Genomic DNA, 22,003 nt, shown 5'->3' on the forward strand with positions numbered 1-22,003 from the left:
GCATTTCGTCCACGACGAAGGATTAGTTACCCGTTATTCAAGACATTCACGAACCGCCGCAATGGCCACGTCGATTTCTGACCGCGACACCGTCAGCGCGGGACGGAATCGAACGCCGTCGGTCCCGGAGGGCAACACGATCACGCCGCGGTGCCACAGCCGGCGGATCAACTCGTCACGATCGGCGGTGGTCGGCAGGCTGAACGCACGCATCAGTCCGCGACCGCGCGGATCGAACACCAATGCCGGGAACTCGTCGGCAAGTTCGCACAACCGGTCGCGCAGGTAGCGGCCCTGCGCGGCGGCGCGGTCAAACAGTCCGTCGGCCTCGATCACCTCCAGGATGCGGCGTGCTCGCACCATGTCGGTCAGATTGCCGCCCCACGTCGAGTTGATCCGGGAGCTGACCGCGAAGACGTTGTCGGCGACCTCGTCGACCCGGCGGCCGGCCATCACCCCGCACACCTGTGTCTTCTTGCCGAACGCCACCACATCGGGGTGCACACCCAATTGCTGGTAGGCCCAAGGGGTTCCGGTCAACCCGCAGCCCGTCTGCACCTCGTCGAAGATCAGCAGCGCGTCGAATTCGTCGCACAGGTCGCGCATCGCGGCGAAGTACTCGGGCCGGAAGTGCCGGTCGCCGCCCTCGCCCTGGATCGGTTCGGCGATGAAGCACGCGATGTCGTGCGGATACGCCTCGAAGGCCGCGCGGGCCTGGCGCAGCGACTCGGCTTCGGCCGCGCCCATGGCCCGTTGATCTAAGCCCGGCCGGATAAAAGGCGCGTCGATGCGTGGCCAGTCGAACTTCGGGAACCGGGCCACAGTGACCGGCTTGGTGTTGGTCAGCGACAGCGTGTAGCCGCTGCGGCCGTGGAAGGCGCCGCGCAGGTGCAGCACCCGGGTGCCGAGCTCGGGAGCGATGCCGCGGCGTTCGTTGTGCCGGCTTTTCCAGTCGAAGGCGACCTTGAGCGCGTTCTCCACCGCCAGGGCGCCGCCATCGACGAAGAATAAGTGCGGCAGCGCCGGGTCGCCCAGCACCCGTGCGAAGGTTTCGACGAAGCCGGCCATCGCCGGCGTGTACACGTCGGCATTGCTCGGCTTGTTCAGCGCGGCCTCGACGAGTGCGTCACGGAATTCCTCGTCGTCGGCCAGCGCCGGGTGGTTCATCCCGAGCGCGGACGAGGCGAAGAAGGTGAACATGTCCAGATAGCGCCGGCCGTCGCGAGCGTCGACCAGATACGACCCGGATGACCGGGTCAGGTCGAGCACGAAATCGAAACCATCGACCAGCATGCTGCGCGACAGCACCTCGTGGACCCGGTCGGGTTCGGGCTGCACGCCGGTCAGCGCAAGGGAGTTCAGGACGGCAGTCATGCCAGCCATAGTAGCTGAGTTTTTACGGAATCATGACGCTACTATCGTAAATATTATGGTACGTGTTGGCGATCACTGTAAAAAGTATTGAGGATGACGGTGCTTCGGGTCTGGACATTCGCCGCGGTCCGGATTCGCTGCAGCAGATCCTCAAGCGCCCGCGCGGACCCGACGCGCACCAGCAAGACATAGCTCTCCTCGCCTGCCACCGAGTGACACGCTTCTATCTCCTCGATGTGGGCCAGGCGGGCGGGCGCATCATCGGGTTGGGAAGGATCAAGAGGAGTGATGGCCACGAACGCCGATAGCAGGTGCCCGACCGCCTCCGGGTTAATCCGCGCGGAATACCCGGCGACAACGCCGCGGGCCTCCAATCGGCGCACCCGGGACTGGACCGCCGAGATCGATAGCCCGGCGCTCGCGGCAAGCTCCGCCAGCGTCGCGCGTCCGTCGGCGACCAGCTGGCGTACCAGGATCCGGTCGATCTCGTCCAGCGACTCACTCATGGCCAGAGATTAGCCGTGAGCCACACCAAAAGACTCCTCACCTGGCAGCTGCGCGAGCGATTCGCGGCCGGGCTGTCGGCCATGTACGCCGGCGAGGTGCCCGCCTACGGCACGCTGGTCGAGGTAACCGAGCAGGTCAACTCCGATTACGTGGCCCGCAATCCGGGCGCCGAACGACTTGGTTCGTTGCGGCGGGTCACCGCCGAGCGACACGGCGCGATCCGGGTGGGCAGCCCCGCCGAACTGAGCGCGGTCGCCGAGTTGTTCGCCGCATTCGGCATGCTGCCGGTCGGCTACTACGACCTGCGTTCGGCGGCCTCCCCGATTCCGGTGGTGTCGACGGCTTTTCGGCCCATCGACACAAACGAGTTGGCGCGTAATCCGTTTCGTGTGTTCACGTCGATGCTGGCCACCCGCGACCCCCGATACTTCGATCCTGACCTGCGCACCCGCGTCGAGACGTTCGTCGCACGCCGCCAGCTATTCGACCCCGCACTGCTCGATCGGGCCCGGATCGTCGCCGCCGAGGGCGCCTGCGACGCCGAGGAGGCCGAGGCGTTCGTCGCCGCCGCGGTTTGCGCATTCGCGCTGTCACGCGAGCCGATCAACAAGTCCTGGTACGACGAGCTGTCGCGGGTGTCCGCGGTGGCCGCCGACATCGCGGGAGTGTGTTCCACCCACATCAACCACCTGACGCCGCGCGTCCTCGACATCGACGCCTTGTACCAGCGGATGAGCCGCCGCGGCATCACCATGATCGACGCGATCCAGGGCCCGCCCCGCAGCGATGGACCCGCGGTGTTATTGCGCCAGACGTCGTTTCGCGCGCTGGCCGAACCCTGCCTGTTTCGCGGCAGGGACGGCACGGTGAGCTCCGGGCATCTGCGGGTCCGCTTCGGCGAAGTAGAGGCGCGCGGTGTGGCACTGACCCCGCGCGGGCGCCAGCGTTACGACGCGGCGATGGCTTCCGGTGATCCGGCCCGGGTGTGGCGCGACTACTTCCCGTCGACCGACACCGAGATGGCCGCGCAGCGATTGGCCTATTATCGCGGCGGCGACCCGGCGGCACCCATCGTCTACGAAGATTTCTTGCCGGCTTCGGCGGCGGGCATCTTCCGCTCCAATCTGGACCGCGACACCCGGGCCGGGCGTGGCACCGACGACTCTGGATACGGCGTCGAGTGGCTCGCCGGGGCGATCGGCCACCATATCCACGACCCCTACGCTCTCTACCAGGAGGCATCGGCATGACGACCGCTGACGACTTACGCGATCGGGCACGTCAGGCCCTACAGGCAATTGGCGCCGACGGCGGCCTCGGCGAGCCCGGCGGGCACGGCCTGCCGGCCAGCACGCCGATCATCGGCGAGGTGCTTTTCACCGTCGCGCCCACGTCCGTTGAGCAGGCCGACCGCGTGCTGACGGCCGCCGCCGAGGCGTTCACGGTGTGGCGAAACACCCCGCCCCCGGTGCGCGGCGCGCTGGTGGCCCGCCTCGGCGAGCTGCTCGCCGAACACCGCAACGACCTCGCCACGCTGGTGACCCTCGAAGTCGGCAAGATCGGTTCCGAAGCCCTGGGCGAAGTGCAGGAAATGATCGACATCTGCCAGTTCGCCGTCGGCCTGTCGCGCCAGCTCTACGGCCGGACCATCGCCTCGGAGCGGCCCGGCCACCGGCTGGCCGAGACCTGGCATCCGCTGGGCGTGGTTGGGGTGATCACCGCGTTCAACTTCCCGATCGCGGTCTGGGCGTGGAACACCGCGGTGGCACTGGTGTGCGGGGACACGGTGGTGTGGAAACCCTCGGAGCTGACGCCGTTGACGGCGCTGGCGTGTCAGGCGCTGATCAGCCGGGCCGCGGCCGACGTCGGCGCGCCGCCCGCGGTGAGCGGGCTGGTGCTGGGCGATCGCGAGCTGGGCGAGCAGCTGGTCGACGACCCGCGGGTCGCGTTGTTGTCCGCGACCGGTTCGGTGCGGATGGGCCAGCAGGTCGGCCCGCGAGGGGCCGCGCGCTTCGGGCGGGTGCTGCTGGAGTTGGGCGGCAACAACGCCGCGATCGTCACGCCGTCGGCCGACCTGGACCTGGCGGTGCGCGCGATCGTCTTCGCCGCCGCCGGCACCGCCGGTCAGCGGTGCACCAGCCTGCGCCGGCTGATCGTGCATCGCTCGGTGGCGGACGTGGTGGTAGCACGGGTGGCGTCCGCGTGTGCGCAGCTGCCGATCGGCGATCCGTCGGTGCCCGGCGCGCTGATCGGCCCGCTCATTCACGAAACCGCCTACCGCGACATGGTCGGGGCGCTGGAGCAAGCCCGCGCCGAGGGCGGCGAGGTGATCGGCGGCGAGCGCCGCGACGTCCGCACCGACGAGTATCCCAGCGCCTACTACGTCGCGCCGGCCGTGGTGCGAATGCCCGCGCAAAGCGACATCGTCACGGCGGAAACGTTCGCGCCGATCCTCTATGTGCTGACCTACGACGACCTGAACGAGGCGATCGCCCTCAACAACGGCGTGCCGCAAGGACTCTCGTCGGCCATCTTCACCACCGACCTGCGCGAGGCTGAGCGCTTCCTGGACGGCTCCGACTGCGGTATCGCCAACGTCAATATCGGCACGTCGGGCGCCGAAATCGGTGGTGCGTTCGGCGGCGAGAAGCAGACCGGTGGCGGACGGGAGTCCGGGTCGGACGCGTGGAAGGCGTACATGCGGCGCGCCACCAACACCGTCAACTACTCCAGCGAGCTACCGCTGGCACAAGGTGTGGAGTTCGGATAAACGCAGTCTGAATTATGTAGTGCCCTTCGTGAGTACTATCTGACACATGCCAACGGCTAGGAGGCGGCTGTCCCCCGAGGATCGGCGCGCCGAACTGCTCGCTTTAGGTGCGGAAGTCTTCGGGAAACGGCCCTACGACGAAGTCCGCATCGACGAGATCGCCGAGCGGGCCGGGGTGTCGCGCGCCCTGATGTACCACTACTTTCCCGACAAGCGAGCGTTTTTCGCCGCGGTCGTCAAGGGCGAGGCAGACCGGCTCTACGAGACCACCAACAGAGAGCCCATGGTCGGCCTGACGATGTTCGAAGAAGCCCGGATGGGTGTGCTGGCCTACATGGCCTACCACGAGCAGAACCCAGAGGCGGCCTGGGCGGCCTACGTCGGCCTGGGCCGATCCGACCCGGTTCTGCTGGGCGTCGAGGACGACGCCAAGAACCGCCAGCTCGAACACATCATGGACCGCATCACCGAGGTGGTGGCCGCGGTTCCCGGCGCGAAGCTGGAACCCGATATCGAACGGGACCTGCGGGTCATCCTCAACGGCTGGATCGCGTTCACCTTCGAGCTGTGCCGGCAGCGCATCATGGACCCCACGACCAGCGCCGAACGCCTTGCCGACTCGTGCGCGCACACGCTGCTGGACTCGATTACCCGGGTGCCCGAGATCCCCGAGGAACTGGCCCACGCGATGGCCACCTCTCGTCTTCAACCGCAGTAGCGGACGCTTTTGTCGGTGTCTGTTGGCACCATGGCTAGGTGAGCACCGAAGCACTCGAGCGGTTTAGCGCGATCACGCGCGAGTGGTTCGGCAGCACCTTCCCCGCCCCGACCGCCGCACAGTCGGCGGCTTGGGACGCCATCGCCGATGGCAACAACACGCTCGTCATCGCACCGACCGGATCCGGCAAGACGCTGGCCGCGTTCCTGTGGGCCCTGGACTCCCTGGCCCGCCCCACCGACGCGGCCGAACGGCCGCGCGGCACGCGCGTGCTGTACGTGTCACCGCTCAAGGCGCTGGCGGTCGACGTGGAACGCAACCTGCGCACTCCGTTGGCCGGTCTGACCAGAATCGCCGACCGGCACGGTCTGCCCGCCCCCGACATCAGCGTCGGCGTCCGCTCGGGTGACACCCCGCCGGCGCGCCGCCGCCAGCTCATCGCCTCCCCGCCCGATGTGCTGATCACCACCCCCGAGTCGCTGTTCTTGATGCTGACCTCGGCCGCGCGCGAGACCCTGGCCGGCGTCGCGACGGTGATCGTCGACGAGGTACACGCCATCGCCGCCGGCAAACGCGGTGCGCACCTGGCGGTATCGCTGGAGCGCCTCGACGACCTCCGGGAAGGCCGGCCCGCCCAGCGCATCGGACTGTCGGCGACGGTGCGTCCACCCGAGGAGCTGGCGCGATTTTTGTCCGGCAACGCCCCGACCACGATCGTGGCTCCACCGTCGGCCAAGTCCTTCCAGCTCACCGTGCAGGTGCCCGTGCCCGACATGGCCAACCTGACCGACACTCCCCCGCAAGCGGGTGGTACGCCCTCCATCTGGCCCGATATCGAGGCCCGCCTGGTCGACCTGATCGAAGCCCACAGCTCGACCATCGTGTTCGCCAACTCACGACGGTTGGCCGAGCGACTTACCGCACGGCTCAACGAGATTCACGCCGAGCGTAACGGTGTCGACCTCTCGACCGAGGCCAATCGCAAGGTGCCCGGCGGGGCGCCGGCGCACATCATGGGCAGCGGCCAGACCTACGGCGCGGATACCGTGCTGGCCCGCGCACACCACGGTTCGGTCAGCAAGGAGCAACGCGCTCTGGTCGAAGAGGACCTCAAGCGCGGACTGCTCAAGGCGGTGGTGGCCACCTCGAGCCTGGAGCTGGGCATCGATATGGGCGCGGTCGACCTGGTGATCCAGGTGGAGGCGCCGCCGTCGGTGGCCAGCGGCCTGCAGCGCATCGGCCGGGCCGGCCACCAGGTAGGTGAGGTCTCCCGAGGTGTGCTGTTCCCCAAACACCGCACCGACCTGATCAGCTGCGCGGTCAGCGTGCAACGGATGCTGGCCGGGCAGATCGAGACGATGCGGATGCCCGCCAACCCGCTCGACATCCTCGCCCAGCAAACCATTGCGGCGGCCGCGCTGGAGCCGCTGGATGCCGACCGTTGGTTCGAGACAGTGCGGCGGGCCGCGCCGTTCGCGACCCTGCCGCGCAGCGTGTTCGAGGCCACCCTGGACCTTTTGAGCGGCAAATATCCGTCCACCGAATTCGCCGAGCTGCGACCGCGGCTGGTCTACGACCGCGACGCCGGCACGCTGACCGCCCGGCCCGGCGCGCAACGGCTGGCCGTCACCTCCGGCGGCGCGATCCCCGACCGCGGGATGTTCACCGTCTACCTGGCCAGCGAATCCGAAAAACCTTCGCGGGTAGGCGAACTTGACGAGGAAATGGTCTACGAGTCGCGCCCCGGTGACGTCATCTCACTGGGGGCCACCAGCTGGCGGATCACCGAGATCACCCATGACCGGGTGCTGGTGATTCCCGCGCCGGGGCTGCCGGCCCGGTTGCCGTTCTGGCACGGCGACGGCGTGGGCCGGCCCGCCGAGCTGGGCGCCGCGCTCGGCGCGTTCACCGGCGAGCTGGCCGGACTGGACCGCGATGCATTCGGAACACGTTGCACCGCATTGGGTTTCAACGAATATGCAACCGACAACCTGTGGGTGCTGCTCGACGACCAACGGACCGCTACTTCGACGGTGCCCACCGATACCACCCTGTTGGTCGAGCGATTCCGCGACGAGCTGGGCGACTGGCGGGTGATCCTGCATTCGCCGTACGGGCTACGGGTGCATGGACCGCTCGCGCTCGCGGTGGGCCGGCGGCTGGCCGAACGCTACGGCATCGACGAGAAGCCGACCGCCTCCGACGACGGCATCGTCGTGCATTTGCCCGACACTTTGGCGGAAACCCCGGCAGGTGCAGAGCTTTTCGTCTTCGACGCCGACGAGATCGACCCGATCGTCACCGCCGAAGTGGGCGGCTCGGCGCTGTTCGCATCCCGGTTCCGCGAATGCGCGGCGCGTGCGCTGCTGCTACCCCGCCGGCACCCCGGCCGCCGCTCGCCGCTGTGGCATCAGCGCCAGCGGGCGGCCCAATTGCTGGATGTGGCCCGTAAATACCCCGACTTCCCGATCGTGCTGGAGACCGTCCGGGAATGCCTGCAGGACGTCTACGACGTCCCGGCGCTGGTCGATTTGATGACCGGCATCGCAGCGCGGCGGGTGCGGGTGCTCGAGGCCGAAACCGCCAAGCCCTCACCGTTCGCGGCGTCGCTGTTGTTCGGCTACGTCGGCGCGTTTATGTACGAGGGCGATTCCCCGCTGGCCGAGCGCCGCGCCGCGGCCTTGTCGCTGGACAGCACGCTGCTCGCCGAGCTGCTCGGTCGGGTAGAACTGCGCGAATTGCTCGATCCCGAGGTTGTTGCCGCGACCGGTCGCCAGTTGCAGCATCTGACCGCCGATCGGGCCGCCCGCGATGCCGAGGCGGTCGCGGATCTGCTGCGACTGCTGGGGCCGCTGACCGAAGATGAGGTCGCCGCGCGGACTACGGCCGCCGACGGCATCGATATCGGCGGCTGGCTGGAAGGCCTGCGCGCCGCCCGGCGCGCGCTGACGGTGTCGTTCGCGGACCGCAGCTGGTGGGTAGCCATCGAGGACATCGGCCGGCTGCGCGACGGCGTCGGCGCCGCCGTCCCGCTGGGCGTCCCGACCTCGTTCACCGAGCAGGTGGCCGACCCGCTGGGCGAGCTGCTGGGCCGCTACGCGCGCACCCAGACCCCGTTCACCACGGCCGATGCCGCAGCCCGGTTCGGCCTGGGGCTGCGGGTCACGGCCGACGTGCTGAACCGGCTGGCCGGCTCGGGGTCTTCGGGAGGCCGGCTGGTGCGCGGCGACTTTGTCACGCCCGAAGTCACCCGCGGCGGGTCCGGCGGCATCGGCGGCGAGCAGTGGTGTGACGCCGAGGTGCTGCGGATTCTGCGGCGCCGGTCGCTGGCCGCGCTGCGTGCCCAGGTCGAGCCGGTCAGCACCGCCGCCTACGGGCGGTTCCTGCCCGCCTGGCATCACCTGGGCACCGCAAGCGGCACCGACGGGCTGATGTCCGTGATCGATCAGCTGGCCGGTGTCCGGATACCCGCATCGGCGCTAGAACCGCTGGTGTTGACGCCGCGGCTGGCCGACTATTCACCGGCGATGCTCGATGAGCTGCTGGCGGCCGGGGAGGTCACCTGGTCGGGCGCCGGGTCGATCTCGGGCAGTGACGGGTGGATCGCGTTGCACGCCAGCGATTCCGCTCCGTTGACCTTGACCACGCCTGACGAAATCGACTTCACCGACACCCACCGCGCGATCCTGGCAACGCTGGCCGGCAGTGGCGCCTACTTCTTCCGCCAACTGGCCCAGGACGGGATCGGCGAAACTGCGCTCAAAGATGCACTGTGGGAGCTGATCTGGGCGGGCTGGATCACCGGCGACACGTTCGCCCCGGTGCGCGCACTGCTGACGGGCACCGGAGCCCGCAACCGCTCGACGCCCGCGCACCGCACCCGCCGGCCACCGCGGCTGAGCCGCTACAGCGTCGCGCATCCGCACGCTCGGACCACCGACCCCACCGTGGCCGGCCGCTGGTCGGCGCTGCCGACCCCCGAGCCCGATTCCACACTGCGCGCCCATTACCAAGCCGAGTTGCTGCTGAACCGCCATGGCGTGCTGACCAGAGGCGCGGTCGCGTCGGAAAATGTGCCGGGGGGATTCGCCACCCTGTACAAGGTTCTGAGCACATTCGAAGAGGCCGGTAGATGTCAGCGCGGGTACTTCGTCGAGTCGCTGGGCGGCGCGCAATTCGCCGTCGCCTCGACCGTCGACCGGCTGCGCAGTTACCTCGACGGTGTGGACCGGAAGCGACCCGAATATCGAGCGGTCGTGCTGGCCGCCGCCGACCCGGCGAACCCGTACGGCGCCGCGTTGCCCTGGCCCACGTCGGAGGGGGCACGCCCCGGTCGCAAGGCTGGCGCGCTCGTCGTACTGGTCGACGGCGACCTGGCCTGGTTCCTCGAACGCGGCGGACGGTCATTGCTGACGTTCACCGACGATCCCGGCTCCAACCACGCCGCCGCTCAGGGCCTGGCCGAACTGGTCTCCGCGCGTCGCGTCGAATCGATCCTGGTCGAACGCATCAACGGGGTGCCCGCTCTGCAGCCGCTGAGCGGCGGGCCGAGTCCGGTCGCCGAGGCACTCTCAGCAGCCGGGTTCGCCCGCACCCCACGCGGAATGCGGCTGCGGTGAGCCATGCCCGAGGGTGACACGGTCTGGCATACCGCCGCCCTGCTGCGTGAGCATCTGGTCGGGCAGACGCTGATCCGCTGCGACGTCCGGGTGCCGCAATTCGCCACCGTCGACCTCGCCGGCAACGTGGTGGATGAAGTGCTCAGCCGGGGCAAGCACCTGTTCATCCGGGTGGGGCGGGCCAGCATTCACTCGCATTTGAAGATGGACGGCAGCTGGCGAGTCGGAAATCGACCGGTCCGGGTGGATCACCGGGCCCGTATCGTGCTGGAAGCCAACGATATTCGTGCCGTCGGTGTCGACCTCGGGGTGCTCGAGATCCTCGACCGCGACCACGACCAGGAAGTGGTCGCGCATTTGGGGCCCGACCTGCTGGGCCCGGATTGGGATCCCCAGGTCGCCGCCAGCAACCTCGTTGCATGCCCGGGGCGGCCGATTGCCGAGGCACTGCTAGACCAGCGGGTGATGGCCGGGGTGGGCAACGTCTACTGCAACGAGCTGTGTTTTGTCGGCGGACATCTGCCCGGCGCGCCGGTCAGCGCGATCGCCGATCCGCGACGTTTGGTCTCACGAGCCCGGGAAATGCTGTGGGCCAACCGCTTCCGTTGGAACCGCTGCACCACCGGTAATACCCGGGCGGGCAAGCAGCTGTGGGTCTACGGCCGCGCCGGGCAAAGCTGCCGTCGCTGCGGCACTTCGATCATCGTCGACGACAGCGCCCCGCGGGTGGCCTACTGGTGCCCGTCCTGTCAGCGCTGAATCTCGCGAATCGACGTCGGCTAGTCGCGGGCGTGCGCCACGAAAAACTGGGCAATCGCTTCCGATCCGTCCAGCGCGCGCGTGGTCGGACCGATAACCGCCTTGGGCAGGTACTGCTTACCGCCCGGCCAGGTGTGCCCGCCGTTGTCGATCTGATAGAAGACCACCTCGGTCGCCGCCGCACACTGCGTCGAGTCGAAGCGGTGCACGACGGTGCCGTCCCCGACGTTGGGCAGCACCTGTGCCACCGGGTCCCCCTGGCAGCCGTCGGCAGCGCGCCACTTGTCCACCATGGTCTTGACCGAGATGGAGTGACTCAGCCCGCCGCGACCGCGCACATCCCCGCCGTTGAAATGCACCAGGGGATCCGACGTTCCGTGCGCCTCCCACACCGAGACCGGCTGCGACGGGTTACATGCCACACCCGTGCCCAGCGTTCCCGCCACCGGCGCGATCGCGGAAAAAACGTCAGCGCGATCGCAAGCCAGCCGGTTGGACATGAAGCCGCCGTTGGACATGCCGGTGGCGAAGACATGCCCGGGGGCGATGTTGTAGTCGTTGCGCAGCTTTTCAGCGAGCCCGACCAGGAACTCAACGTCATTGATGTGACGCCGATCGGCGGGCGACGCCCCCCTTCCGTCGGCCCAGCTCTTGTCGTAGCCGTCGGGATAGACCACCAGCAGGTTGTTGGCGTCGGCGACGGCATCGAAGTCGGTCAGACCTCGCTGCCCTTTTCCGGTGCCGCCGCCTCCGTGCAGGCTGAGTACCAGGCCCGAGGGATCGCCGGGCGGCAGATGCAATATGTAGGTCCGGTTCATCCCGCCAGAACGGAACGTCCCGGACCGATCGCGCGCGGTGGCCGCGGAAACATGTTGCACACCGCAGCCGGCAAGACAGATCGCCAGCAGTGCCAGCGATAACCACCGTCCGTACGGCATGCCGTCAAATTACCGACCACGCGCCCGGGTCGACCAGGTCGGGCTGTTCATACCCTCACTCGCGTTGAAAACGCACATGTTCAACTGTTGGTCAGATTCCATCGCGTTGGCAACGATCGCTATATGAGCAATGATTAGGGGCGTGAAAATTGGCAAGCCCGGCCCCCGGTACGTGTCGTCGGGCACCCGAATCGTAGTTGCGATGGCCGTGTCGCTTGGTGTGCTCGGCGCAGGCTTAGCCCCTGCCGCCCGCGCCGACGCGAACGACGACAAATTCATCCAACTCCTGGTATCCGACGGCATCACCCACGAATCGGTCCCGGCAGCGATCGGCGCGGCCCGCAAGGTCTGCGAGTACCTCTCACAAGGCATGACGCCCAACGAGGTGGTTACCGACGTGATGAACAGCAGCAGCCTGCCCGACTACGATGCCGGCTATTTCGTCGGCGCGGCCATCCGCGCCTACTGCCCGCAATACATGCCGCCACCTGCGCCGCCGCAGATCTAAACAGTCGGACGGCGAGCCGTCAATCCTTAACCTCCGCCTGAGTGTAATGTTTAACATCAGGTGAACAAATGGAGGCGTACAAATGATCGCGAAGATAATTATCGGCGGTGCAGTCATTCTCGGGGCCACTGTTGGGCTTGCGGCACCGGCGAGCGCCGACGTGGTGTTCAACCAATTTTCCTGTGCCTGCGGGGCACCGCCCCCGTTCGCCAGCCCGGTGGTAGCGGATCGGATAAATCAGGGCATATTCGACGCGGAAACCCGCCAGCTGCCCTGACGATCAGCATCGAGACCTTGATAGCCGGCGACGATGACCAGGGCAGGCTCTTCGCTATAACCAGACTCCCTCAATTTCTCGGCGGCTGACGAACTCGCGACGCGACCCGGTGAGCGGGTCGTCGAACTCGAGGCGCTGGGCAAGCAATCGCAGCGGAGTGCTGAAGTCACCGGCTGGCACATCAATAATGTTGGGGTATAACGGATCTCCGATGATCGGCAGCCCCAGTGATGCCATCTGCACCCGCAATTGGTGGGTGCGCCCGGTGCGCGGGGTGAGCCGGTAGTAGCCGTGCGGCGACAACAATTCCACCAGCGTCTCCGCATTGGGCTCTCCGGGCTCGCAACCAGCCTGTAAGTGGCCGCGGCGCTTGATGATTCGGCTTGTAACCACGCGCGGCAACTGGCACGCCGGGTCGACCGCCGCATGGGCCAGGTAGGTCTTGTGTACCAAACCACGGGCAAACAGCATCTGATATGCGCCGCGGAGCTCGCGCCGGGCGGTGAACAGCAACACCCCCGCGGTCAGCCGGTCCAGCCGGTGGGCCGGGCTCAGCTCGGGCAACCCCAGCTCGTTGCGCAGCCGCACCAGCGCGGTCTGCGCGACGTGGCTGCCCCTGGGCATGGTCGCCAGAAAGTGCGGCTTGTCGACCACCACGATGTCGTCGTCGCGGTACAGCACCGGGATATCGAACGGCACCGGAACTTCATTCGGCAGGTCGCGGTAGAGGTAGACGCTGGCGCCGGCGGGCAGCACGGTCGCCGCGTCGATCACCGCACCGTCGGAGTCGACGACCTCCCCGGCCAGCACCTTGGCGCGGGCCTGTTCGCCAAACCGTGCAGTCAGCTCGGCCAGCACTGCCCCGCCATGCAGCCGGACCCGCGCGGGTCCCAATCCGTCGCGCACCGGCAGCGGGGCGGGTCTCAATTGAGCGGGACCGGCTCGAGGATCTCGGCGCGCGCTTCGGGCGCGCTGGCCCGCAACTCGTCGGCCGACACGTCGTCGGGCTGGGCCTGCGACAGGATCTCGGCCTCCACCCGTGCGTTGTAGTTGGCGACCTCACGGTTGACGTCCGCGGCGCTCCACCCGAGCACGGAAGCGACCAGCTCGGCGACCTCGCGGGCACAGTCCACGCCTCGGTGCGGGTATTCGATGGAGATCCGCATCCGGCGGGCCAGGATGTCCTCGAGGTGCAGGGCACCCTCGGCGGTCGCGGCGTAGAGGGCTTCCACCAACAAGTAGCCCGGCGCCTCCTTGATCGGGCTGAGCAGCTCGGGATGATCGGCAGCCAGCGCCAGCACCTCGTCCATCTGCGAGCCATACCGATCCAGCAGGTGACGCACCCGGTACGGATGCAGGCCCACGAGTTCGCCGACATGTTCAATCTGATTGATCAGGGCGAAGTAGCCGTCGGCGCCGAGCAGGCTCACCTTCTCGGTGATCGACGGCGCGACCCGGGCCGGCACGAACTGCACCGCGGTGTCGATCGCGTCGGCGGCCATCACCCGATAGGTGGTGTATTTGCCGCCGGCGATAGCGACCAGGCCGGGTGCGGGCACTGCGACGGCGTGCTCGCGAGAGAGCTTGGAAGTCTCCTCACTCTCCCCGGCCAGCAGCGGACGCAACCCCGCGTACACCCCATCGATGTCGGCATGCGTCAACGGAGTGGCCAGCACGGTGTTGACGGTGGACAGGATGTAGTCGATGTCGGCCTTGGTGGCGGCCGGGTGGGCCAGGTCCAGATTCCAGTCCGTGTCGGTGGTTCCGATGATCCAGTGGCTGCCCCACGGAATGATGAACATCACCGACTGCTCGGTCCGCAGGATGATGGCGGCGTCGCTGACGATCCGGTCGCGCGGCACCACCACGTGTACGCCCTTGGACGCGCGCACCTGAAATCGCCCGCGCTGCTTGGACAGCGCCTGGATCTCGTCGGTCCACACCCCGGTCGCGTTGACCACGACATGACCGCGAACCTCGGTGACCGAGCCGTCCTCGGAGTCACGGACGCGCACCCCGATCACCCGGTCGCCTTCGCGCAGCAGCGCGACCGCCTGGGTGGAGCACCGCACGACCGCGCCGTAGTGCGCGGCGGTGCGCGCGACCGTCATCGTGTGCCTGGCGTCGTCCACGACGGTGTCATAGTAGCGGATCCCACCGATCAGCGAGCTGCGCTTGAGGCCCGGGCTCAGCCGCAGCGCACCGGCGCGAGTCAAATGTTTCTGCGCGGGAACCGATTTCGCGCCGCCAAGGCTGTCGTAGAGGAAGATGCCCGCCGCCATGTAGGGACGCTCCCACCACCGATGCGTCAGCGGGAACAGGAACGGCAGCGGCTTGACCAGATGCGGCGCCAGCGTGGTCAGCGACAGCTCGCGCTCATAGAGCGCTTCACGCACCAAACCGAACTCGAGCTGCTCGAGGTAGCGCAGCCCGCCGTGGAACATCTTCGACGAGCGGCTAGACGTCCCCGAGGCGAAGTCACGCGCCTCGATCAGCGCGACCTTGAGCCCGCGGGTGGCGGCGTCAAGCGCGCACCCGGAGCCCACCACGCCGCCGCCGATGACGACGACGTCGAACTGTTCGGCTCCGAGTTGCTGCCAGGCCGCCGCGCGTTGCTGCGGGCCCAACATGGACAACGGGTCACTCACGGGAACGGACTCCTGTCGGTTACTCGTCAGTAGAGGTGCTTCACCAAGGCTAGTTCGTCGGTCGGTTCCGGGTTGCGGTCAGTCCAGATCGTCGTGTGCCATCAGCCGGCGGGCAGCCTCGGTGATCGAACCCGACAACGACGGGTAGACGGCCAGCGTCTGGGCCAGCTCGTTGACGGTGATGCGGTTTTGCACGGCCACGGCGATCGGCAATATCAGCTCCGACGCGATCGGCGCCACCACCACGCCACCGATGACCACGCCGGTGGATTTGCGGCAGAAGACCTTGACGAAGCCCTGCTGCAGTCCGGACATCTTGGCGCGCGCGTTGGTCCGCAACGGCAACATGATGGTCCGGGCCGGCACCGAGCCGTCGTCGATCATCGTTTGCGGCACGCCGACGGCGGCGATCTCGGGCCGGGTGAACACCGTCGCCGCCACCGTGCGTAGCCGGATCGGGCTGACACCCTCGCCCAGCGCGTGATACATCGCGATCCGGCCTTGCATGGCGGCGACGGACGCCAAAAGCAGCAAGCCGGTGCAGTCGCCGGCGGCGTAGATGCCGGCCACCGATGTCCGCGACACCCGGTCGACGGTCAGGTAGCCGCCGCGCCCCAGCTCGATGCCGACGCGTTCCAGGCCGAGGCCGCCGGTGTTGGGCACCGATCCGATGGTCATCAGCGCGTGGCTGCCCTCGACGGTGCGGCCGTCGGCCAGTGTGACCAGGACACCGTCCTGGGTGCGGGTGACCGATTGCGCGCGGGCGTTCTTGACCAGCTGGACGCCGCGTTCGGCGAAAGCCTCTTCCAGCACCAGCGCCGCGTCGGCGTCCTCGTAGGGCAGCACCCGGTCACGGCTGGCGACCACCGTCACCGGCACACCGAGCTCGGTGTAGGCGTGGACGAATTCGGCGCCGGTGACGCCGGAACCCACCACGATCAGGTGCTCGGGCAGGGCCTGCAGGTCGTAGAGCTGCCGCCAGGTCAGGATCCGCTCGCCGTCGGGCTGGGCCGACGGCAGCACCCGCGGGCTCGCGCCGGTGGCGACCAGCACCACGTCGGCGTCGTGCTCGGTGACCGTCCCGTCCGCGGCGGTCGCCCTGATGCGGTGCCGGGCCAGGCCGGGTGTGGAGTCGACCAACTCGCCCCGGCCCGCGACCACCCGCACGCCCTCAGCCAGCAGCTGAGCGGTGATATCGGCCGACTGCTCGGCAGCCAGCGCCTTGACCCGTTTGTGGATCTGCGGCAGCGAGATTTTGGCGTCGTCGATGTCGATGTCGAAGCCCAGCCGCGGTGCGCGGCGCAGTTCGGTGCGCAGCCAGGTCGAGGCGATGAACGTTTTGGACGGCACGCAATCGTTCAGCACAGCCGCCCCGCCGATGCCTTCGGAGTCGATGACGGTGACGTCGGTGGAATTGGGGTGCGACGTGGCGGCCACCAGCGCGGCTTCGTAACCGGCCGGGCCTCCACCGAGGATCACGATGCGGGTCACCACAGCCCTAACCTATCCAAACCTGTCCAAGAACCCGCCAGACGGTCGGATGAATACCGAGTGCGCGTCGGCCGTTTAAGCTTTCACCCGTGCCGCTCTACGCCGCCTACGGGTCGAACATGCATCCCGAGCAGATGCAGCAGCGTGCACCCCACTCGCCGATGGCCGGAACGGGCTGGTTGCACGGGTGGCGGCTGACCTTCGGCGGCGAAGACATCAGCTGGGAAGGCGCGCTGGCCACCGTCGTCGAGGATCCCGATTCCAAGGTGTTCGTCGTGCTCTACGACATGACATCGGCCGACGAGATGAGCCTGGATCGGTGGGAGGGCTCCGAGTTCGGCATCCATAAAAAGATCAGATGCCGGGTGGAGCGCCTGTCCTCGGACACCACCACCGACCCGGCGCTGGCGTGGCTCTACGTGCTCGACGCCTGGGAGGGCGGGCTGCCGTCGGCGCGCTACCTGGGCGTCATGGCCGATGCCGCCGAAATCGCCGGCGCGCCAGGAGAATACGTGCACGACCTGCGGACACGGCCGGCCAGCAACATCGGACCCGGGACGACAGCCTAAGTGTCGATTCTGTCCCACCCGGTGGTCGCCGACATGGTGGCGCGTTTGTTCGACGTCGTGGTCAACCCGGCTCCCAGCGCTGCCGTGCGCTTCCCCGAAGTGCAGGGACGAACCTCGAGAGCCAGCATCCCCACCCGGCACGGCGCGGTATCCGCAACCGTCTACCGCCCGGCGGCCGACACGCCGCGCCCGGCCGTCTACGTCAATGTGCACGGCGGCGGATTCGTGGTCGGACACCCAGAGCAAGACGATCCGTGGTGCCGTTACCTGGCCGCGCACGCGAACGTGGTGGTGATCAACCCCGACTATGTGCTGGCGCCGCGTCACCGCTTTCCCGCGGCAGCACATCAGATCTACGACATCGTGTGCTGGGCGGCCGACCCTGACCGCGATTGGGACGGCCGGCGGCTGTGCGTCGGTGGCCAAAGCGCGGGCGGCTATCTCAGCGCCGCGGCGGCCCGGCTCTCGTTGGAGAATCGCGGCCCCCGCATCGCGCTGCAGATGCTGCACTACCCGCCCCTGGACCTCGTCACGCCCGCCCGCGACAAATCGTCCACGGCAGGCTCGCGAGCGGTCATGAAGCCGTGGATGAGCGAGGTCTTCGACACCGCCTACATACCCGACCCGGCACAGCGTCGCGACCGCCTGGCCTCTCCTGCGTGGGGCGATAACGCCGACCGAATCGCCGGCATCGCGCCCGCACTGGTCGTAGCGGCCGAACACGATCGACTTCGCGACGAAGCCCGCGGATACGCCGAAAAGCTCGACGCCGCTGCGGCATTGGCGGAGTACTACGAGGTGGCCGGTGTCGACCACGGCTACAACATCATCAGCGAAGCCGCCGACGTGACGCGCCGGAGCTATGCCCACATCGCCGAGCACGTGGCACGCGCCACGAACTGAGTCTTAAGAGAAGACAGCCGACTGCTCGATGATGTTGACCATCACCCGCAGTCCGACACCCAGCGCGCGCTCGTCGAGATCGAAATTCGGCTGGTGCAGGTCCAGCTGCGGGCCTTCGCCCGGCCACACCCCTAACCGTGCCATCGCGCCGGGAACCTCCTCCAGGTACCAGGAGAAGTCCTCGCCGCCACCGGACTGCCGGGTGTCAGCCAGCGCATCGGGGCCGACGCCCTCGATCGCGTGGGTCAGGATGCGGGTGGAGACCTCCTCGTTGACCACCGGGGGCACGCCGCGCCGGTATTGCATCGTGTGTTCGATGCCCAGCGGCGACAGCAGCGCTTCGGTGGCCTGACGAATGATCTCCTCGAGCTCGAGCCAGGTGTGCCGACTGGCGGTACGCACCGTGCCCGACAACTGGCCGCTCTGCGGGATCGCGTTGGCGGCCACGCCGGCGTTGACCGCACCCCACACCAGAACGGTGCCGTTGCGTGGGTCCAGGCGCCGGGACAGCACTCCGGGCACCCCGGTGATCAGCGTGCCGAGGCCGTAGACCAGGTCGCTGGTCAGGTGTGGCCGCGACGTGTGCCCGCCCGGCGAATACAGCGTGATGTGAATGTGGTCGGCCGCCGACGTGATCGGGCCCTGCCGGACCGCGACCTTGCCGACCTCCAGCCGGGGGTCGCAATGCAGCGCGAAGATCCGGGACACCCCGGTCAGCGCCCCGGCGGCGATGGCGTCGATCGCGCCGCCGGGCATCAGCTCTTCGGCGGCCTGAAAAATCAGTCGCACCCCGACCGGCAGTTCGGGCACCGATGCCAACACCTGAGCGGCGCCCAGCAGGATCGCGGTGTGCGCGTCATGTCCGCAGGCGTGCGCGACGTTCGGCATGGTCGAGGCATAGGGCGCATCGGTTCGCTCGGCCATCGGCAGCGCGTCCATGTCGGCCCGCAGCGCGATCCTGGGCTGGTGCTCGGGGCCGAAATCGCAAGTCAGCCCGGTACCGCCGGGCAGCACCTTGGGGTTCAGGCCCGCATCGGCCAGCCGCTCGGCGACGAACTGTGTGGTGGCGTATTCCTGACGGCCCAACTCCGGATAGCGGTGGATGTGCCGGCGCCACTCGACCATGTCGTCGTAGTGGGCGGCCAGCCACGATTCAGCCGTGTCGATCAGGCTCATCTGCCGGCCCGACGTTGCACCCCGGCCAGCACCCGGTCCCGTTCGGCACCGTCCTGGGCGAGCTGGACAACCGTGCGCGCCAGCATGACCGCGCCCTCGACCACTGCGCGGTCGGCACTCGGTCCGGCGGCGGCTGCGGCAAAGGCGCGCTGATGCACGGTGGCGCCACCGGCGTCGACACCGATCACCGGGTGGATGCCCGGCAGCACGTGCGTGACGTTGCCCATATCGGTGCTGCCCATCGGCAGCGCCTTCTCGTGTTCGGGCGCCACCGGCTCACGCCCGAGTCGGCGCATCTCCGCCCGACAAGCTTCAGCCAGCCATTCGTCCGGCATCAGCTCCGCGTATGCCGGTGACGGCGTCGCGATTTCGTATTCGCAGCCGGTGGCCAACGCGCCTGCGGCAAAACACGCAAACATCCTGCCCTCCAGCTCTCGCAGCGAATCCAGCTCGACCGCGCGCATCGCGTACTGCAGCGCCGCGTTACCGGGGATCACGTTGACCGCCTGCCCGCCGTTGGTGACGATCCCGTGGACCAGCTGCCCCGGCGCCAGTTGCTGGCGCAGTAAGCCGATGGCGACCTGCGCGACGGTGACGGCGTCGGCGGCGTTGACACCCAGATACGGGGCGACCGCGGCATGCGATTCCTTGCCGCGATAGTCGACGGTCACTTCGGACAAGGCCAGCGAGCGAGCGGCGGCGATGTCGGTGGGCCCGGGATGCAGCATCACGGCGGCCGCGACGTCGTCGAAGATCCCGGCCTCCAGCAGCAGCGCCTTGCCGCCGCCGGCCTCCTCGGCGGGGGTACCGATCAGGGCCACGGTCAGACCGAGCTCGTCGGCCACCTCGGCGAGCGCCAGCGCGGTTCCGACCGCCGACGCCGCGATGATGTTGTGGCCGCAGGCATGTCCGATTCCGGGCAGCGCGTCGTATTCGGCGCAGACCCCGATGACCAGCGGTCCGCTGCCGAAGTCGGCGCGAAAGGCGGTGTCCAGACCGCCCGCGGCTCCGGTTAGCTCGAAGCCACGCTCGGCAACCAGAGCCTGCGTTTTGGCACAGCTGCGATGCTCGGCGAAGGCCAGCTCAGGCTCGGCGTGGATTGCGTGCGACAGCTCGACTAGATCGACGCCACGACGCCGCACCGCGTCCTCGACGCTGTCCAATGCGGTGTTTGTGGGCATCCTCGCAGTATCTCATCGACCGAAGCCGCGGCCGACCGCCCCGGCAGGGGCTACACCCGTCCGGCGATGAAGCTCGCCGCCTGGCCCGGGTAAGGCGGTACCGAATAGTCGTGGTGGGCCTCGCGGTCGCGACCGCCGACGACGCAGACCGGGTCACCGGGGCTGCACAGGTCGATGGCGCGGCCGGCGAACTGCCCCGCGGTCGAGAGCGGGGTGTTGAACCGGTTGCCGGGATTGCCGAACACGGCGACCGCCCTGATCTTGCTGGCCAGGCCCGGGTCCAGCGCGGGAGCCGACCCGAACTCGCCGATGGTGTTGCCCAGCGGCGGCACTCCCGCGAGCATCGAGACCGCGCCGGCGCCCTGCGAGAAGCCGCCGAGGATCAGGTGGGTGCCCGGGCACTGGTCGACCATCGCCGCGATGTGATCGCGGGCGTCGTTGGCGCCGTCGCCGGTCTGCAGAAAGTTGTAGCTGGCCGGATAGTTCACCGCGTAGTTATCGAAGTTGCGTCCGCCCAGGGCGGGCTGCAGGGCGGCGAACAACGCATCACCCACGGCGCCCAGCCCGGGCGGCTCGTTGGTACCGCGGGCAAAAATGAGTTGGACGTCGGGACAGTCGGCCCGTGCCGTCGGCGCCGGACCACCGGCGACCATGGCCACCGAGGCAGCGATTGCAATGACCAGGCCGGTAACCGGCCCCCTACCAAATCTCATGCGGCAAATCCTGACATATATAGCGAAGCTATGCTCGCGCGTGTGGTCGACGTTGCATCCGAGGACTCTCAACTCGCGCAGCGCGCGGCAAATTCCATCCGCGAGCGCACCGGGGTAGCCGAGCACGACATCGCGATCGTTCTCGGCTCGGGATGGTCGCCGGCGTTAGCTGCGCTGGGCTCGGCCGACGCCGTGGTGCCCCAGGCCGACCTGCCCGGTTTCGCACCGCCCCGCGCGGTCGGCCATCCCGGTGAGCTGTTGTCGATGCGCATCGGTTCCCACCGGGTACTGGTGCTGGCCGGGCGCGTGCACGCCTATGAGGGCCATGACCTGAGCCACGTCGTGCACCCGGTCCGGGCGGCCTGCGCGGCCGGGGCCGGCATCGTCGTGCTGACCAACGCGGCGGGCGGACTGCGTACCGGCATGCGAGTCGGTGCGCCCGTGCTGATCAGCGACCACCTGAACCTGACCGCGCGTTCGCCATTGGTGGGCGCGCAGTTCGTGGATCTGACCGATGCCTACGCGCCGCGGCTGCGCGAGCTCGCCCGCCAGGCCGACCCCGAGCTGACCGAAGGCGTGTACGCGGGCCTGCCCGGGCCGCACTACGAAACGCCGGCCGAAATCCGGATGCTGCGGACGCTGGGCGCCGACCTGGTCGGCATGTCGACGGTGCACGAAACGATCGCCGCCCGCGCGGCCGGCGCCGAGGTGCTCGGCATTTCGCTGGTGACCAACCTGGCGGCCGGTATCACCGGCGCTCCGCTGAGCCATGCCGAGGTAGTGGCCGCCGGGGCCGCGTCGGCGTCCCGGATCGGCGCGCTTTTGGCCGACGTGATCGCCCGGATTTAGCAC

Annotated in this window: 19 protein-coding genes; 10 read left to right on the forward strand and 9 right to left on the reverse strand. The window is 68.4% G+C overall.

Going from position 1 to position 22,003, the window contains the following annotated elements; all coding sequences use genetic code 11:
* Positions 1-33 precede the first annotated feature (33 nt).
* Together lat and DB708_RS07170 are read right to left on the reverse strand one after the other, a co-directional pair.
* Entirely contained in the window at positions 34-1,374 is a 1,341-nt protein-coding gene (gene lat / locus DB708_RS07165) for an L-lysine 6-transaminase (RefSeq protein WP_108921337.1), read from the reverse strand.
* A 53-nt stretch (positions 1,375-1,427) separates the two neighbouring features.
* Positions 1,428-1,880 carry an Lrp/AsnC family transcriptional regulator gene (locus DB708_RS07170; RefSeq protein WP_108921257.1) on the reverse strand — a complete coding sequence of 151 codons (453 nt, stop codon included), beginning with the start codon at positions 1,878-1,880 and terminating at the stop codon, positions 1,428-1,430.
* A gap of 15 nt (positions 1,881-1,895) precedes the next feature.
* Between DB708_RS07170 and hglS the strand changes: the two genes are divergently transcribed.
* From hglS to nei2, 5 genes are read left to right on the forward strand one after another with little or no spacing between them, the layout of a single operon-like run.
* Complete coding sequence (gene hglS, locus DB708_RS07175) at positions 1,896-3,131, forward strand: 2-oxoadipate dioxygenase/decarboxylase (protein WP_108921258.1); 1,236 nt, start codon at positions 1,896-1,898, stop codon at positions 3,129-3,131.
* Positions 3,128-4,651 carry an L-piperidine-6-carboxylate dehydrogenase gene (amaB, locus tag DB708_RS07180; protein WP_108921259.1) on the forward strand — a complete coding sequence of 508 codons (1,524 nt, stop codon included), beginning with the start codon at positions 3,128-3,130 and terminating at the stop codon, positions 4,649-4,651. The genes hglS and amaB overlap by 4 nt, the downstream gene beginning before the upstream one ends.
* 46 nt (positions 4,652-4,697) lie before the next feature.
* A complete protein-coding gene (locus DB708_RS07185) occupies positions 4,698-5,369 on the forward strand; it encodes a TetR/AcrR family transcriptional regulator (protein ID WP_108921260.1) in 672 nt (223 codons plus the stop codon).
* A 38-nt stretch (positions 5,370-5,407) separates the two neighbouring features.
* Complete coding sequence (locus DB708_RS07190) at positions 5,408-9,988, forward strand: ATP-dependent helicase (protein ID WP_108921261.1); 4,581 nt, start codon at positions 5,408-5,410, stop codon at positions 9,986-9,988.
* A 3-nt stretch (positions 9,989-9,991) separates the two neighbouring features.
* Positions 9,992-10,747, forward strand: coding sequence for an endonuclease VIII Nei2 (gene nei2, locus DB708_RS07195; RefSeq protein ID WP_108921262.1), 756 nt, complete (start codon positions 9,992-9,994; stop codon positions 10,745-10,747).
* Positions 10,748-10,767: 20 nt separating this feature from the next.
* Here nei2 and DB708_RS07200 read toward each other — a convergent pair whose 3' ends face one another.
* On the reverse strand, positions 10,768-11,685 hold the full coding sequence (locus tag DB708_RS07200; protein ID WP_108921263.1) for a CE1 family esterase: 918 nt from the start codon (positions 11,683-11,685) through the stop codon (positions 10,768-10,770).
* 142 nt (positions 11,686-11,827) lie between these two features.
* On the opposite strand from DB708_RS07200, the gene DB708_RS07205 reads away from it, so the two are divergent.
* Positions 11,828-12,193 (forward strand): DUF732 domain-containing protein, encoded by a 366-nt coding sequence (locus DB708_RS07205; RefSeq protein WP_235616666.1) that lies wholly within the window; start codon positions 11,828-11,830, stop codon positions 12,191-12,193.
* Between the two features lie 82 nt (positions 12,194-12,275).
* Entirely contained in the window at positions 12,276-12,470 is a 195-nt protein-coding gene (locus tag DB708_RS07210; protein ID WP_108921264.1) for a hypothetical protein, read from the forward strand.
* 54 nt (positions 12,471-12,524) lie between these two features.
* On the opposite strand, the gene DB708_RS07215 is transcribed toward DB708_RS07210, so the two are convergent.
* The 3 genes from DB708_RS07215 to DB708_RS07225 form a co-directional block, all read right to left on the reverse strand.
* A complete protein-coding gene (locus DB708_RS07215) occupies positions 12,525-13,397 on the reverse strand; it encodes a pseudouridine synthase (RefSeq protein WP_108921265.1) in 873 nt (290 codons plus the stop codon).
* On the reverse strand, positions 13,394-15,100 hold the full coding sequence (locus DB708_RS07220) for a glycerol-3-phosphate dehydrogenase/oxidase (protein ID WP_108921266.1): 1,707 nt from the start codon (positions 15,098-15,100) through the stop codon (positions 13,394-13,396). The genes DB708_RS07215 and DB708_RS07220 overlap by 4 nt, the downstream gene beginning before the upstream one ends.
* 96 nt (positions 15,101-15,196) lie before the next feature.
* On the reverse strand, positions 15,197-16,612 hold the full coding sequence (locus DB708_RS07225) for an NAD(P)H-quinone dehydrogenase (protein ID WP_108921267.1): 1,416 nt from the start codon (positions 16,610-16,612) through the stop codon (positions 15,197-15,199).
* An 86-nt stretch (positions 16,613-16,698) separates the two neighbouring features.
* Between DB708_RS07225 and DB708_RS07230 the strand changes: the two genes are divergently transcribed.
* The gene (locus DB708_RS07230; RefSeq protein WP_108921268.1) at positions 16,699-17,178 is read left to right on the forward strand and encodes a gamma-glutamylcyclotransferase; all 480 of its coding nucleotides are present in this window, start codon (positions 16,699-16,701) and stop codon (positions 17,176-17,178) included.
* 84 nt (positions 17,179-17,262) lie between these two features.
* Entirely contained in the window at positions 17,263-18,081 is an 819-nt protein-coding gene (locus DB708_RS07235; protein ID WP_108921339.1) for an alpha/beta hydrolase, read from the forward strand.
* 3 nt (positions 18,082-18,084) lie between these two features.
* Here the strand turns inward: DB708_RS07235 and DB708_RS07240 are convergent, their stop codons facing one another.
* Genes DB708_RS07240 through DB708_RS07250 form a run of 3 tightly spaced genes read right to left on the reverse strand, consistent with a single transcriptional unit; the run spans position 18,085 to position 21,091 of the window.
* Complete coding sequence (locus tag DB708_RS07240) at positions 18,085-19,257, reverse strand: amidohydrolase (protein WP_108921269.1); 1,173 nt, start codon at positions 19,255-19,257, stop codon at positions 18,085-18,087.
* Complete coding sequence (locus DB708_RS07245) at positions 19,254-20,438, reverse strand: M20 family metallopeptidase (RefSeq protein ID WP_108921270.1); 1,185 nt, start codon at positions 20,436-20,438, stop codon at positions 19,254-19,256. Before DB708_RS07245 ends, DB708_RS07240 begins: the two co-directional genes overlap by 4 nt.
* A gap of 50 nt (positions 20,439-20,488) precedes the next feature.
* Complete coding sequence (locus tag DB708_RS07250) at positions 20,489-21,091, reverse strand: cutinase family protein (protein WP_108921271.1); 603 nt, start codon at positions 21,089-21,091, stop codon at positions 20,489-20,491.
* Between the two features lie 90 nt (positions 21,092-21,181).
* On the opposite strand from DB708_RS07250, the gene DB708_RS07255 reads away from it, so the two are divergent.
* Positions 21,182-22,000: a purine-nucleoside phosphorylase gene (locus DB708_RS07255; protein ID WP_108921272.1), complete on the forward strand. Its 819-nt coding sequence runs from the start codon at positions 21,182-21,184 to the stop codon at positions 21,998-22,000.
* Positions 22,001-22,003 lie beyond the last annotated feature (3 nt).

This window comes from Mycobacterium montefiorense (genome assembly GCF_003112775.1).
Classification (GTDB): domain Bacteria; phylum Actinomycetota; class Actinomycetes; order Mycobacteriales; family Mycobacteriaceae; genus Mycobacterium; species Mycobacterium montefiorense.

Excerpts from the sequence above, each read along its gene's own strand:
- lat (WP_108921337.1), bottom strand. The coding sequence starts at position 1,374 with ATGACTGCCGTCCTGAACTCCCTTGCGCTGACCGGCGTGCAGCCCGAA.
- DB708_RS07170 (WP_108921257.1), bottom strand. The coding sequence starts at position 1,880 with ATGAGTGAGTCGCTGGACGAGATCGACCGGATCCTGGTACGCCAGCTG.
- amaB (WP_108921259.1), top strand. The coding sequence starts at position 3,128 with ATGACGACCGCTGACGACTTACGCGATCGGGCACGTCAGGCCCTACAG.
- DB708_RS07185 (WP_108921260.1), top strand. The coding sequence starts at position 4,698 with ATGCCAACGGCTAGGAGGCGGCTGTCCCCCGAGGATCGGCGCGCCGAA.
- nei2 (WP_108921262.1), top strand. The coding sequence starts at position 9,992 with ATGCCCGAGGGTGACACGGTCTGGCATACCGCCGCCCTGCTGCGTGAG.
- DB708_RS07200 (WP_108921263.1), bottom strand. The coding sequence starts at position 11,685 with ATGCCGTACGGACGGTGGTTATCGCTGGCACTGCTGGCGATCTGTCTT.
- DB708_RS07210 (WP_108921264.1), top strand. The coding sequence starts at position 12,276 with ATGATCGCGAAGATAATTATCGGCGGTGCAGTCATTCTCGGGGCCACT.
- DB708_RS07220 (WP_108921266.1), bottom strand. The coding sequence starts at position 15,100 with ATGTTGGGCCCGCAGCAACGCGCGGCGGCCTGGCAGCAACTCGGAGCC.
- DB708_RS07240 (WP_108921269.1), bottom strand. The coding sequence starts at position 19,257 with ATGAGCCTGATCGACACGGCTGAATCGTGGCTGGCCGCCCACTACGAC.
- DB708_RS07245 (WP_108921270.1), bottom strand. The coding sequence starts at position 20,438 with ATGCCCACAAACACCGCATTGGACAGCGTCGAGGACGCGGTGCGGCGT.
- DB708_RS07250 (WP_108921271.1), bottom strand. The coding sequence starts at position 21,091 with ATGGTCGCCGGTGGTCCGGCGCCGACGGCACGGGCCGACTGTCCCGAC.
- DB708_RS07255 (WP_108921272.1), top strand. The coding sequence starts at position 21,182 with ATGCTCGCGCGTGTGGTCGACGTTGCATCCGAGGACTCTCAACTCGCG.